The 13,762-nt window shown below is 68.5% G+C and carries 10 protein-coding genes and 1 pseudogene; 2 read left to right on the top strand and 9 right to left on the bottom strand.

Annotated elements, in window-relative coordinates; genetic code table 11:
* Nucleotides 1-128: 128 nt before the first annotated feature.
* Entirely contained in the window at nucleotides 129-1,859 is a 1,731-nt protein-coding gene (locus tag AB5L52_RS44600; RefSeq protein ID WP_351029040.1) for a glycoside hydrolase family 6 protein, read from the bottom strand.
* Between the two features lie 489 nt (nucleotides 1,860-2,348).
* Between AB5L52_RS44600 and AB5L52_RS44595 the strand changes: the two genes are divergently transcribed.
* Nucleotides 2,349-3,467, top strand: coding sequence for a cellulose binding domain-containing protein (locus AB5L52_RS44595; protein ID WP_369368711.1), 1,119 nt, complete (start codon nucleotides 2,349-2,351; stop codon nucleotides 3,465-3,467).
* Between the two features lie 77 nt (nucleotides 3,468-3,544).
* Here AB5L52_RS44595 and AB5L52_RS44590 read toward each other — a convergent pair whose 3' ends face one another.
* The 3 genes from AB5L52_RS44590 to AB5L52_RS44580 all read right to left on the bottom strand — a co-directional run bounded on the left by AB5L52_RS44590 (nucleotide 3,545) and on the right by AB5L52_RS44580 (nucleotide 6,311).
* Nucleotides 3,545-4,204: a polysaccharide deacetylase family protein gene (locus tag AB5L52_RS44590; RefSeq protein WP_369368710.1), complete on the bottom strand. Its 660-nt coding sequence runs from the start codon at nucleotides 4,202-4,204 to the stop codon at nucleotides 3,545-3,547.
* A gap of 127 nt (nucleotides 4,205-4,331) precedes the next feature.
* The gene (locus tag AB5L52_RS44585; RefSeq protein ID WP_369368709.1) at nucleotides 4,332-5,021 is read right to left on the bottom strand and encodes a glycoside hydrolase family 11 protein; all 690 of its coding nucleotides are present in this window, start codon (nucleotides 5,019-5,021) and stop codon (nucleotides 4,332-4,334) included.
* A 234-nt stretch (nucleotides 5,022-5,255) separates the two neighbouring features.
* Entirely contained in the window at nucleotides 5,256-6,311 is a 1,056-nt protein-coding gene (locus tag AB5L52_RS44580) for a LacI family DNA-binding transcriptional regulator (RefSeq protein WP_369368708.1), read from the bottom strand.
* 240 nt (nucleotides 6,312-6,551) lie between these two features.
* Here AB5L52_RS44580 and AB5L52_RS44575 point away from each other — a divergent pair.
* Nucleotides 6,552-7,126, top strand: a pseudogene (locus AB5L52_RS44575) (family 1 glycosylhydrolase); the annotation flags it as partial.
* Nucleotides 7,127-7,134: 8 nt separating this feature from the next.
* Here the strand turns inward: AB5L52_RS44575 and AB5L52_RS44570 are convergent.
* From AB5L52_RS44570 to AB5L52_RS44550, 5 genes are all read right to left on the bottom strand, one after another.
* Nucleotides 7,135-8,190 carry an endo-1,4-beta-xylanase gene (locus AB5L52_RS44570; protein ID WP_369368706.1) on the bottom strand — a complete coding sequence of 352 codons (1,056 nt, stop codon included), beginning with the start codon at nucleotides 8,188-8,190 and terminating at the stop codon, nucleotides 7,135-7,137.
* A gap of 62 nt (nucleotides 8,191-8,252) precedes the next feature.
* Nucleotides 8,253-10,484 carry a glycoside hydrolase family 3 N-terminal domain-containing protein gene (locus AB5L52_RS44565; protein ID WP_369368705.1) on the bottom strand — a complete coding sequence of 744 codons (2,232 nt, stop codon included), beginning with the start codon at nucleotides 10,482-10,484 and terminating at the stop codon, nucleotides 8,253-8,255.
* Between the two features lie 52 nt (nucleotides 10,485-10,536).
* On the bottom strand, nucleotides 10,537-11,385 hold the full coding sequence (locus AB5L52_RS44560; protein WP_369368704.1) for a carbohydrate ABC transporter permease: 849 nt from the start codon (nucleotides 11,383-11,385) through the stop codon (nucleotides 10,537-10,539).
* A complete protein-coding gene (locus AB5L52_RS44555; RefSeq protein WP_369369079.1) occupies nucleotides 11,382-12,374 on the bottom strand; it encodes a carbohydrate ABC transporter permease in 993 nt (330 codons plus the stop codon). The genes AB5L52_RS44560 and AB5L52_RS44555 overlap by 4 nt, the downstream gene beginning before the upstream one ends.
* A gap of 6 nt (nucleotides 12,375-12,380) precedes the next feature.
* Entirely contained in the window at nucleotides 12,381-13,688 is a 1,308-nt protein-coding gene (locus AB5L52_RS44550) for an extracellular solute-binding protein (protein WP_351029025.1), read from the bottom strand.
* Nucleotides 13,689-13,762: the final 74 nt, after the last annotated feature.

Raw genomic sequence — 13,762 nt, 5'->3', positions numbered from 1 at the left:
GAACGGGCCTGCGAGATGCAGCGCCGCGTCTTCGGCTGAGCCGAAGACCTCGAGGCAGGCAGGCCGGTCGGTCGGGTCCGGCCCTCGGCGAGGACCGGACCCGGGGGGGCACACACCACGCCAGAGGACTACGGCAGCGGCGGGTAGGCGTTCTGCATCAGCTGCTGGAACTGGGCGGAGAACCAGTGCCCGGCCAGCGGCGCGTTCGGCAGGGCACCGCTGGGGTTGTTGCCGTTGCGGGCGTTACCACCGTACGTGGGGTCGCACATCCGGTCGAAGCCCTTGCCCTCGTCGTTGGGGATGGCGGTGCTGGAGCCGTCGGACTGTCCCGGCGGCTTGACCCAGACGTAGGCGTCGACACCGGCGGCCGGGGCCGCGGTGGGCCGCTGCCCGAGTCCGGCGCCGCTCTGGTTGCACCAGTTGCCGACGTGGACGCGCCGGTCGATGCGGCCGCCGTTGACGTACGCGTCGACGGAGGTCAGCGGGCCGGGGCCGGTGGGCCGGGCGGTTCCGCCCCAGCCGTCGCGGGAGGTGTCGATCAGCATGCCGAGGCCGGAGTCGAACCCAGCCGCGATCAGCTTGTCCCGCAGACCGAGCGCGTACGACTGCTCGTCGACGTACTGGTTCCAGTCGACCCATTTCGACTGGCGCACGGTCTGCCCGTTCACGGTGTCCGTGACCTTGACGTTCGGCTCCGTGACGGGGCCGTAGTTGGCGGTGTTGACGATGAAGCCGGCCACGTCGTTCACGCTCGCGCCGTTGGAAGTGGCGACCTTGGCGAATTCCTGCACGGACGGGCCGAGGTTGGTGTCCCAGCCGAGCCAGCCGTGGTGGCCCGCGTCGAGGTAGTTGTAGACGTTCGGGATGGCGCCGAGCTTGCCCAGGGCGTACGACACACCCTTCTCGTAGTTGCCGTTGCTCTTCATGGTCACGCAGGCGTCGGTGGTCGTGTTGGTGCCGCCCGCGTTGGTGACCAGGTTGGGCAGCGAGTCAGGCTCGATGATCGTGGCGATGCGCAGGCCCGCGTACTTGGGGTCGGCGAGGATCGTGGCGATGGGGTCGATGTACTGGCTCTTGTACTTGTCGAGGTCGTTCGGCCCGAGTTCACCGTTGGAGGCGAGGGCGGCGCAGTCGCGTCCTGGCAGGTCGTAGATGACGAGCTGGATGACGAGGTTGCCGGAGCCCTTCTGCTTGAGTGCCTCGTCCAGGTGCGCGCGCAGGCCCATGCCTCCGTCGACGCCGTCGATCGCGGCGATCCGGTCGAGCCAGACGGCGGTGGACTGATGGGCGATGCGGCTGCCACCGGGTTCGGCGGCGGCTTTGGCCGACCACTCGGGGTCCACATACCCCTTGGCCCCGGCGTAGGGGTTGTCGACCCGGTTGCCGGTGCCCCCGCCCCCGCCTCCGCCGCCTGTGCCACCACCACTGGAGCCACTGCCGTCGTCGACGTTGCAGGTGACCCCGTCGAGGGTGAAGGTGGCGGGTAAGGCATTGGTGCCGGTGTAGGTGCCGTTGAAGCCGAAGCTGACCGAACCGCCGCTCACCAGCGTGTTGTTGTAGCTCTCGTTGGCCACGGTGACAGCGGCACCGCTCTGGGTGATCTGCGCGTTCCAGCCGCTGGTGACCTGCTGGTTGCCGGCGTACGACCATTTCAGCGACCAACTCGACTTGGCGGCCGCGTTGTTGGTGATCGTGACGGCGGCGGTGAAGCCGGTGTCCCACTGGTTCTGCACCTTGTAGTCCACGGAGCAGGGGATCGAGGAGGTGGCGGCGCCCGCCGGTGCCGCGAGAAGCGCTGCCCCGGAGGATCCGGCGAGCACCGCCAGCGCGGCGAACAGTGACAGGTGAGTACGGCTCATGAGCGTGGATTCCTTCCCCTTGAGGGGTGATGACGGAATGCGGGTGACCAGGTGATCGCACAGGCCGGTGCCGAGGGAGTGGGGTGCCGTCGCGGGCGGAGGTCAGAAACCCCCCGCCGGATCGGATCGTCACGGTGATCGTCACGGAGCCCCGGACGTCCCTGGCGATGGCCGGTGGTGAGGAATGCGGGGATGCCGCATGAGCGAGCCCTTGTATCCGGGCGCGCCGTGACAGACGCGTCGACTGATGGAAGCGCTCCCACTGGTGCGAGGGACCGTATCGCCAACTCACCCGACTGCACAGGGGTGTTGCCGACTTTTTTATTTGGCACGGTTCCAATGATTCAACTTCTCAACACCTTGACCTCGCCCGCACACATCCCCACTATGGGAGCGCTCCCACTGGTTCAAGCCTTGACCACCTTCGGGTCGCCCCTGCCTCGGAGGAACAAGCACCACGGCTCCCCACACCCCACACGGAGGATCCGCATGCACCGGTCAGCATCCCAGGCCCGAAGAGCGCACGCCTTGCTCAGCGCGCTGCTCACCACCCTCGTCGCAGTCGCGGCACTGCTCACCGCCGCTTCGACATCGCACGCCGACACCACGGTCTGCGAACAGTTCGGCTCCACCACGATCGGCGGACGCTACGTCGTACAGAACAACCGCTGGAACACGAGTGAGCCCCAGTGTGTCTCCGCCACGGACAACGGCTTCCGGGTCGTCCAGGCCGACGGTTCGGTGCCGACCACCGGCGCCCCGAAGTCCTACCCGTCCGTGTTCAACGGATGCCACTACACCAACTGCTCCCCCGGGACGAACCTCCCGGCCGTCCTCGGCTCCATCGCCGCAGCACCCACGAGCATCTCCTACAACTACGTGAGCGGAGCCATCTACGACGCCGCCTACGACATCTGGCTCGACCCCACGCCCCGCACCGACGGTGTGAACCGCACCGAGATCATGATCTGGTTCAACCATGTGGGAGCCGTGCAGCCGGTGGGCTCGCAGGTGGGTTCCGTCACCGTGGCCGGCCGCCCGTGGCAGCTGTGGTCCGGTAACAACGGCTCCAACGACGTCCTGACCTTCGTCGCGCCGTCGGCGATCGGCAGCTGGAACTTCGACGTGATGGACTTCGCCCGGCAGGCCGTCGCCCGCGGTCTCGCCCAGAACAACTGGTATCTGACGAGCGTTCAGGCAGGGTTCGAGCCCTGGCAGAACGGCGCGGGACTCGCCGTCACCTCCTTCTCCTCGACCGTCGACCTCGGCAGCGGCCCACCCAGCGGGCCCACGGCGTGCAAGGTGGCCTACAGCACGAACACATGGCAGGGCGGATACACCGCGGACATCACGCTGACCAACACGGGTTCCTCCCCGGCCGACGGCTGGCATCTCGCGTTCACCCTGCCTGCGGGGCAGCAGATCACCAGCACATGGAACGCCGGCATCTCTCCCTCGTCGGGAGCCGTGACAGCCGACGGCCTCGCCTACAACGCGTCCCTCTCCCCCGGCGCCCAGGTCTCCTTCGGGTACCAGGCCACCTACAACGGCAGCTTCGCCAAGCCGACGGCCTTCAGCCTGAACGGCCTTTCCTGCAGCGTGTCTTGACCGGTCCGCAGCAGGCTGCTGGTGTCCCGCCGAGTCCATCGGTGATGCCACCGCCACCGGGCCCCGGACGGATGATGTCAGCCGTCCGAGGCCACCGCAATGCCGGTCCGCGGGGAGATCATGCCCGCACACAGGCCGCGGCCCGCCAGGCCCTGCGCGATGCGTGGGATCGCGGCGCGTGTGTTGGCGGCCCAGTCGTGCATCAGGATGATCTGGCCGTTGGTGAGCCGCGCCGCTGCCTGCACGATCGCATCGGTGCTCGCGCCGTTCCAGTCCTGCGAGTCGACGTCCCACAGGATCTCGGTCAGGCCGTACTTGGCCTCGACGCTCCTGACCGTGGCGTTGGTCTCGCCGTACGGGGGACGGAACAGCCGGGGTGTGCCACCGCCCGTGTTGCCGATGGCCTGCTGGGTCCGGGAGATCTCGGAGTCGATCTGCGCCTGGCCGAGTTGGGGCAGGTGGGGGTGGGTGTAGCTGTGGTTGCCGACCCACATGCCGACGGTGACCTGTGCCCGTACCAGGGACGGGTTGGCGGCGGCGTACTGCCCCTCGTTGAACATCGTGGCTCGCAGTCCGTTCTGCCGGAGCACGTCGAGCAGCGCCGGCGTGCCGGCGGACGGGCCGTCGTCGAAGGTCAGCCCGACGTAACCGGTGCAGGCGGCGGCCTGGGCCGAGGCGCCGGGGTCGACGGCGAGGGTGCAGGCGCCCACCGTCGCGACGACGGCCAGCTTCGCCATGAGGGAGCGCGACAAGTGATGTGGTCGCGTGCTTCCCGGTCGGATTCTCATGCGGATGCTCCTTCGACCTGAGGCGGGGGTGGGGAGGGAGCCTGCCCGACGGGACGGCCGGGCAGACCCGACTCACTCAGCTCACCGAGATGTTGGAGCTGCCGCTGCTCTGGTAGCCCTCGGTCGCCAGGATCATGTAGTACTTGAAGCTGCCCAGAGGCATCCCGGCGCGGCCCCATGCGTCGAAGTGGTTCCCGGTGGTGATGGATCCGCCCGTGCGCTTGGACTGTCGGACGCTCCAGTACTGGTCGAAGGTGCGGTTGCCCTCGACGGACGGGGCGTTGTACCGCGTCGTGCGGTACATGTCGTAAGTGCCGCCGTCACTGGTGACGGTGCCCTGGTACGCGCCGGTGGGCCGGTACGTGCCCCAGTTGTCGACGATGTAGTACTCGACGAGCGGGTTCGTCGTCCAGCCGTAGAGTGACAGATAGGCGTTGCCGGAGGGGTTGAATGAGCCCCAGTAGTTCACGGTCCGCCGGGAGCCGTTGGCCCAGCCCTTGCCTGCCACGAAGTTCCCCGTGTTCCGCCACGAGGTGCTGTAACTGCCGCCGGAGGACAGGGTCATGGAAACGGTGCCGGGGGCGTCGGTCCAGAACGAGTAGTAGTAGCCGTGGTCGGTGCCGGTCTGGTTGGTCGTGATGGTCGTGTCCGCGTACGCGGTGCCCTGCAGCGCCGGCGTGGCCGCGCCGACCGCCAGGGCGCCTGCCGTACCGATGAAGGTGCGGCGGTTCATGGGGGGTATGCGGGGGTTGTCGCGCATGTTCATGCGCCTCCTCCTGGTGGGGCCTGCGAGAGGCTGCACAGCCATTGAGGTGCCTGTCGACGTCGATAGGTTGGTGCCGGGCCTGTGGACTGTCAACTCTTTCGGCAAAGAGTGCGAAACTCTTGAGTTGTGATGATGTTGCTCTCGTACGTCAACTTCCCTGATGACAGGGCACTTTGGCGCACGCCACAACAGATCTGACTCAGCGAGGCGCGACTCAGGCAACATGACGAAGTGTCAGTCAGAAGGAGTATCCGAAACTCTTTCGAAGGAGGGCGCCGCCGTGCTCTGCCGCACGACCAGGCTCGTCGCCAGTTCGAGCCGGGTCGCCACCGGCTCCTGTGACCGCAGACGCAGCAGCATCTGGGTCGCGCCCTCGGCCATCTCCCGCAGCGGCTGGTGGACCGTCGTGAGCGCGGGGCTCGACCACTGGGCCAGGGGTACGTCGTCGTAGCCGACCACGGACAGATCGTGCGGGACGCGCAGGTCCCGCAGCCGGGCGGCCTCCAGGGCGCCGAGGGCCTGGAGGTCGCTCCCCGCGAAGATCGCAGTCGGCGGATCGTCCAGATCGAGCAGCTCGGCCGCACGCTCGCGCCCGCCCTCGACGTGGAAGTCGCCGTACCGCACAAGCTCGGGATCCGCCGCCAGACCCGCCATACTGAGCGCCGAACGGTAGCCGTCGAGGCGGGCCAGCGAGCAGAGCATGTCCTGCGGACCCGTGATGATGCCGATGCGACGGTGACCGAGCTGGACCAGATGCCTCGTGGCGGACAGGCCCCCGTTCCAGTTGGCGGAGCCCACCGAGGGCACGTCCGGGTCGGGGTCGCCGGCCGGGTCGATGACGACGAACGGGATGGAACGCGAGCGCAGCCGCTGCTTCACCTCCGCGGGCAGCGTCGAGAAGACCAGCACCACACCGCGCGGGCTGCGCTGCAGCACGCCCTCGATCCACTCGGGACCCGGCGCCTGGCGGGTGCCGCTCTCGGTGAGCACCACACTGGCGCCGTTGGCCTTGGCGACCTTCTCCACCCCACGGATCAGCTCCAGCGCCCAGACGCTCTCCAGTTCGTGGAAGACAAGCTCGATGAGAGGCGCCTCGCGAGCGGCCCGGGTGGTACGGCGGTACGCGTTGTCGTCCAGGACGCGCTCCACTTTGACGCGCGTCGGTGCGGCCACGTCCTGTCGCCCGTTGAGCACCTTCGAAACTGTCGAAATGGAGACCCCCGCCAGCTGGGCCACCTGCGCCAGGGTGATGCGACCAACGCCCTCGTCATCTCGCATGCCCAGAAGCATAAGGCACGGTCAACTACCCACACCGGGTGATGCATGGATCGTTCGAAAGGTTTCGACGCGCGGCTCGGGTGCCTTTGCGGCCTGACGACATCACCTCGCGGCCGTCCGCGTCCTGGAGCCACAGCGTCCAGGGTGCGGACGTGTCCAGGCGACCGACAGGGCTCCGCTGACCTCAGGTGGTGAAATGCTTCAACTCGCGGAACTGGTCGTCACTGGCCACTCGCCGAGGGTCATCTTCCTCTGGAAGTACATCGCCGCCGGCATCACCGCGGGCGCGGCCCCTCCATCTGGGACGCCTACAGCCACACCCCGGGCCGCGGCGATCGCGGCGACACCGGGACGTGGCCTGCGACCGCTCCCGCCGCCACCCCGAGGACGTGGCTCTGCCGCGCGGCCTCGGCGACGACTCGTACCGCTTCTCGATTGCCTGGCCCCGCATCCACCCCACCGGCAAGGGCCCGACCAGCCGGAAGGGCCTGGACTTCTCCTCCCGTCTCGCCGACGACCTCCTCGACGCCGGGATCGAACCGGCCGCCACCCTCTACCACTGGGACCTGCCGCAGGCCCTGGAGGACGAAGGCGGCTGGCGGATCCGCGCGAGCGCCGAGCGGTTCGCCAAGTACCCGGCGATCGTCGCCGAGCGCCTCGGCGACCGCGTCCCGAGCTGGATCACCCTCAACGAGCCCTGGTGCAGCGTCTTCCTCGCCTACGCCGTCGGCCGCCACGCACCCGGCGCCCAGGAGGGCACCGGCGCCCTCGCCGCCGCCCACCACCTGCTCGTCGGACACGGCCTGGCCGTCGAGGCACTGCGCGCGCCCGAGGTCTACCGCAGAGCCTCACGGATCGCGTCGTACGCGGGCTTGTGTGCGAGGTTCTCGTCCCAGGGCAGGGCCGCGCCCTCGCCCGGGAAGACCGCGGGGATCCACGAGTGCTTGTCGGAGTAGCCCCACAGGGTGATACCGACGCAGCGCTTCACGGCGAGGCAGGCGTCGGTCACCTTGCCGTACCAGTCGGCCTGTCGGGCCAGTTTGTCCGCATCGGACGGCAGGGTCATGCGGATGTCCAGCTCAGTGATCGCGACATCGACGCCGAGGTCGGCGAAGCGCTGGATGTTCTGCTGCATCCGGTCCGGGAATCCGTACTGCAGCGCCAGATGCGCCTGCATGCCGAACCCGTCGATCGGGACGTGGTCGGCCTTGAGCCGCTTGATCAGCGTGTAGTAGGCGTCGGACTTGGGGCCTACGGCCTCGACGTTGTAGTCATTCAGATAGAGCTTGACCTTGGGGTCGGCGGCGTGGGCCCAGCGCAGCGCGTCAGCGATGTAGGACGGGCCGATCGTCTTGTAGAAGATGTTCTCCCGGTAGGTGCCGTCCTCGTTCATGATCTCGTTGGCGACGTCCCAGGCGAAGACCTTGCCCTTGTAGTGCTTGACGACGTGCGTGATGTGGTTCTTGAGGATGGAGCGCAGTTCGTCCTTGGTCCAGGTGCCGGAGGTGAGCCAGTCCGGCAGCTGTTGGTGCCACAGGAGGTTGTGACCGCGCACCTTCAGGCCCTTGGCCTTCGCGTAGTTCACGATCTCGTCGCCCGCGGTGAAGTCGAAGACGCCACGCTGCGGTTCGGTGGCATACCACTTCATGCCGTTGCCAGGCGTCGTGGCGTCGAACTCCTTGCCGAGCAGGTCGGCGTACGGGGTGTCGGCGAGTTCCGGGTTGTCGACGGCGGAGCCGAAGTAGCGGCCGGTGCGTTCGGCGAGTTGGCCGAGGGTGGGGTCGGCGGTGTGCCGGTGGGTGCCCGCGTGGGCGGCCGGGGCGACGGCGAGCCCCGCCAGAAGGGCTGCCGCGGCGGCGAGCGTGGCGGTTCGGACACGAGTGGAGCGCATCGTTGATCTCCTCAACTAGGTTGTGGATACCGGTGGTTGACCTTGCGCTTGAGCCGACGCGGCTACTTGACACGCATCTCGCAGCGCAGCCGCCGCTCGTGCCCGACCTCGCGGACCGGACCCGTCAGGGTGAGCGGCACCGTGTGGCGGGCGTGTGCGCTGGAGGTCGCGAGGCGCAGTTCGAGGGCGCCGGGTTCGACGACGCGGCGGCCGTCGGCTCCGGTGTACGCGGCCAGGTCCGCCGGGAAGGTGACGTGGACCTCGGCGGACGCCCCCGCGTCGAGCGGCACCCGGGCGTAGCCGACGAGCCGGACATCGGGCTGGGCGACGGTGGCGAGCGGGTCGTGGAGGTACAGCTGGACGATCTCGGTGCCCGGCCGGTCGCCGGTGTTACGGACAGTGAGGCGGATCGAGGTCTCGCCGTCGGTGGGGAGTTCGGCGCTCTCGCACTGGGGGGCGTCCCAGGCGAAGGTGGTGTACGACAGGCCGTGGCCGAACGGGTAGAGGGGGGTCGGGTCGACCGTGCTGGGGAAGCCGTTCCGGGCGAGCGGCGGCGCGAGGTACGGGGCGGGCTGACCGCCGGGGCTGCGCGGCACCGCGATCGGCAGTCGCCCTGACGGCTCCACACGCCCGGAGAGGACGCCGGCGACGGCCCGGCCGCCCTCCTGTCCGGGGAAGAACGCCTGGACGACGGCCGCGGCCCGTGCGGCCCAGCGGCCCAGCGCGTAGGGCCGCCCACTGAGGACGACGACGATGAACGGAGCGCCGGACGCCATGATCTCGTCCAGCAATTCCCCTTGCCCGTAGGGTAGTTCCAGGTCCTCGGCGTCACAGCCCTCGCCCGACGAGCCGTGTCCGAACAGGCCGGAGCGGTCCCCGACCACGGCGAGCGCCACATCCGCGCCGGCCGGCTCGTCGACGAACTCGGCGCCCGGGAATTCCGCGTGCAGCGCCTGGGCCAGCGTCAACACATCGACACCGATGGGGAGTTCCGGGTGGTGTACGCCCACATGCCGGGGGAAGGTGTAACAGCCCATCATGGCGGCCTGCTCGTCGGCGAGCGGCCCGACGACGGCGATCCGCAGCCCGTCACTCAGCGGCAACGTTCCGGCGTCGTTGGCGAGCAGCACGACCGACTCCTCGGCGACCCTCCTCGCCAGCTCCCGCATGTGCGGCGGGTTCAGGTCGACGGGCACATCCCCGGTGCCGGGCTCCCCGGCGGCGTCGAGCAGCCCCAGTTCGCACTTCTGGGTCAGGACGCGCAGCGCGGCCCGGTCGAGCAGATCCTCGGGGAGCGGGTCCGCCAGGCTGAAGCAGCGGGCGGCGGGCAGCTCCACGTCGACGCCCGCGGCGAGGGCGAGCCGCGCCGCTCCGGGCTCCCCGTCCGCGACCCGGTGCGCCTCTTCGAGGAGCGAGATCCCGTAGTAGTCCGAGACCACGGTGCCACTGAACTCCCATTGTTCGCGAAGGATGTGAGTGAGCAGCATCGGGTGAGCGTGGGCGGGCAGGCCGTCGATGTCGTTGTAGGAGGGCATCACGGAGCGGGCGCCGCCGTCGCGGATCGCCATTTCGAACGGCGGCAGAATGACGTCCGCGAGTTCGCGCGGCCCGATCGACGCGGGCGCGTGGTTGCGGGCGGCTCGGGAGGCCGAGTACGCGGCGAAGTGCTTGAGCGTCGCAACGATGCCGGCAGTTTCCAGGCCGCGTACGTACGCGGAACCGATCGTGCCGACGAGATAGGGGTCCTCGCCGATGGTCTCCTCGGTGCGGCCCCAGCGTGGATCCCGTACGACGTCCAGGACCGGGGCGAGGCCCTGGTGGATGCCGACCGCACGCATCGACGTACCGATCGCCCGAGCCATGTCCGTGATCAGCGCGGGGTCGAAGGTGGCGCCCCAGGCGAGCGGGGTCGGGAAGACGGTGGCCTGCCAGGCGGTGAAGCCGGTCAGGCACTCCTCGTGGGCGAGCGCGGGCAGCTCGAACCGGTTGCCCGCGCGGATGGTGCGCTGCAGTTCGGCGAGGCAGGCGGCGCCTTCTGCCGGATCCACGGGAACGGTACCGAAAGGGCGGGTCAGCTGGCCGACCCCGTACGGGAGCAGCGTGTCCAGGGCGGCGCTGCGGTTGGCGTACGCGTTCTGGCCGGGGGCGACCTCGGCGCCCGTTGTTTCGTCTCCGGAGCTGCCGAGCCAGACACTGGACAGCTGGGCGGTCTTCTCCTCGCGGGTCATCCGGGCGAGCAGGTCTGCCGCCCGGGCTTGCGCGGACAGGGCGGTGTCCTGCCATGGCTGAACCATGGAACTCCTCACGTACGGTGTGAAAACGGGGTGTTGACGGCCGACGGCGGTGTCAGCCCTTGGTCGCGCCCAATGTGATGCCGCCGATCAACTGCCGTTCGGCCACCGCGTAGAAGGCCAGCGCAGGTGCCATGGACAGGACCAGGTAGGCGAAGATGCGGGCGGTGTCGCTGGAGTACTGGCCCTGGAACTGCTGGACGCCGACCGGGATCGTCCACCAGGTGGGTTCGCTGAAGACGAGCAGTGGGAGCAGGAAGTTGTTCCAGCTGGTCACCACGGCGAGGACGGAGACGGTGCCGAGCGCGGGCCGCGCCATCGGCAGCAGGACCCGCCAGAAGAAGCCGAACGCGGAGCAGCCGTCGAGCGTGGCTGCCTCCTCCAGTTCGCCGGGGATCTCCCGGAAGAAGTTGCGCAGGATGACCACGGTCATGGGCAGCCCGAACGCGGCCTGCGGCAGGATCACGCCCCACGGGTTGTCGAGCAGTCCGAACGTGCGCAGGAGCACGAACAGCGGCAGGATCGCCACCGCGAACGGGAACATCAGGCCGACCGTGAAGAGGGCGAAGAGCACCTCCCGTCCCCGGAAGGCGAATCGGGCGAGAGCGAACGCGGCGAGCGCAGCGGCACCCACCGTCAGCACGGTGGTCGCGACGGCGATCAGGGTCGACGAGCCGAGCATGCGCCAGAACGCGCCGTCCTTGAGGATGTCGGTGTAGTTCTTCGTCACCCACGGGGAGGGCAGGCCGAACGAGTTGCCGGAGAGCTGGTCGGTGGACTTGAAGCCGGACATGAGCGCGTACAGCAGCGGCGTCACCATGACGACGCCGATCAGCCACACAGTCACGTACAGGGGCAGGGACGTGAAGCTGCGTCGCCGTGCAGTCGGAGCCGGGGCCGTCATCGGGATCCTCGCATGTTCGTGAGGGCGCCTTCGGTGTCGCGGCGCAGCACATAGCGCTGGTAGAAGAGCGCGAAGACGAGGCTGATGAGGAACATGACGATCGAGATCGCGCTGGCGTACCCCATCTGGTAGCGCTTGAAGCCGAACTGGAACATCGTGACCGCCATGGTCTCGGAGTGGTGGTCGGGTCCGCCCTGCGTCACCACCCACACCAGGTCGAAGAGCTGGATCGCGCCGATCACGGACAGGAAGATGCTCATCCGGATCGTCGGTCCGAGCAGGGGCAGGGTGATGTGGCGGAAACGCTGCCAGGCGTTCGCCCCGTCGAGGCGGGCGGCTTCCGTCAGTTCGGCCGGAATGCCCTGAAGCCCTGCCAGGAGCAGCATCATGTGGAATCCGAAGTACTTCCAGGTCATGACCAGGAAGAGGGTCGCCAGGACGGTGTTCTGGCCGGCGAACCAGAGGCCGCCGGCGCCGCCGAGGCCGACGGCGCCGAGCACCTTGTCGGCGAGCCCGCTGTCCGGCGCGAAGATCATCGAGAACAGCACGCCGGTGATGACTTCCGACAGGACGTACGGGGCGAAGAACAGCATCCGGTAGACGGCGCGGCCGCGCAGTTTCTGGTTGAGGAGCACGGCCATGGCGAGCGCGAACGGGAGTTGCAGGCCGAGCGAGAGGCCCACCAGGAGCAGGCCGCGCCACAGGTCGCCGAGGAACACCGGGTCCTGGAACAGGCGGGTGAAGTTGTCCACGCCCACGAAGTCCGAAGGCGAGCCGAAACCACCCCAGTTGAAGAAGCAGACGTATCCCGCGTACAGGATCGGGATCGCCACGAACACGAGGAACAGAGCGAGCCCGGGGACGGTGAACAGGAAGGCGGTCAGCCAGTCTCGCACCCGGCGGGCCACCGGCCGCCGGTTCCTCACCTGACCGGTCGGCGCCCCCTCTCGCAGAGCGGGTCCCGCGTCCTCGATCTGGGTCGAAGCCATCGTCATCTACTGGCTCTTCGCGACCTGGGTGATGGAACGGGTCACCTCTTGCGGGGACTTGGAGCCCGCGATGAGCGCGGCCACCGAGTCGTTGACCTCCTGGCCGACGGCCGGCGGATAGGCCTGGTCGAGGTAGAGCTGGAAGGCCGTGGCGGCGTTCAGCAGGTCGGAGACTGCCTTGAGGTTGGGATCGGTGAGGGCGTCCCGGGCCTTCGTGTTCACCGGGATCATCCCGCCTTCCCTGACGAGCCTGCTGTCGCTCTCGGGGCCGACGAACCACTTCAGGAAGTCGAGGGCCTCCTTGGGCCCGCCCTTGCGCAGCGCGTAGCCGCCGCCACCGCCGAAGACGTCGGTGGGCTTGCCCTTGCCGCCGTCGACCGCCGGGAAGGGGAAGAAGCCGAGGTCGGAGCCGATGCCCTTGCCCTCCGACTTCTGCGTATTGGGCGCCCACTGGCCCATCAGTTCCATGGCCGCCTTGGCGTTGCCCATGGTGGCTGCCTCACCGGTCGGCCCCGGGTACGCGGCACCCAGGAAGCCCTTCTGGAACGGCTGCAGGTCCACGAGTTCCTTGAGGTGCTCGCCCGCCTTGACGAAGTCGTCGCCGCTGAAGTCCTTCGCGTCCGCGGCCTTCTGCATTCCGTCGACCCCGGCGATACGGATCGCCAGATACGCCCAGTAGTACATGCCGGGCCACTTCTCCTTGCCGGCGAGGGCGATCGGCGTGATGCCGGCCGTCTTGAGCTTCTTGACGGCGTCGAGGAGTTCGGCCCAGGTCGTGGGCGGGGCGGCGATCTTGGCCTGCTTGAAGAGCGCCTTGTTGTACCAGAAGCCGACGGCTCCGATGTCGACCGGAACGGCATAGGTCCTGCCGTCGAACTCGTACGCCTTGCGCGAGGCGGGCACCAGGTCGCCGATCCAGTCCTTGACCTGGTCGGTGATGTCCTCGGTGAGACCTGCGTCGACCTGCTGCTTGAGGACGCCACCGCCCCAGGTGTTGTACAGGTCGGGCAGCTTTCCCGTACCGACGAGGGCTGTCATCTTCGACTTGAAGGCGTCGTTCTCCAGCGGCACGAGCTTGATCTTGACCTTGGGATGCGCCTTCTCGTACGCCGTGGCTTGCTGGGGCCACAAGTGCTTGCCGGGCTCCGTGGTCTGGATGTGCCACCACTCGACAACGGTCCTGCCCTGGCTGTCCTTGCCGCCGCCGGAGTCGGAGCTCCCGCACGACGTGAGCACGGCGGTGCCCAGCCCCGCGACGGAGACCACTCCAAGGAAGCGGCGACGGGAGAGAGAAGAAGGGGCAGTGTCTGGCATGGCACACCTTCCGGAAGAGATCCGTAAATTATCGGGGAGGTGGCCACGGAAATTACGGGCATGCGTCGGGGGTG

Origin of the sequence: Streptomyces sp. CG4 (assembly GCF_041080655.1) — a bacterium.
Taxonomy (GTDB): Bacteria; Actinomycetota; Actinomycetes; order Streptomycetales; family Streptomycetaceae; genus Streptomyces.
The sequence above is the reverse complement of the archived record's forward strand: the minus strand, read 5'-3'. Positions and strand labels throughout refer to the sequence as shown.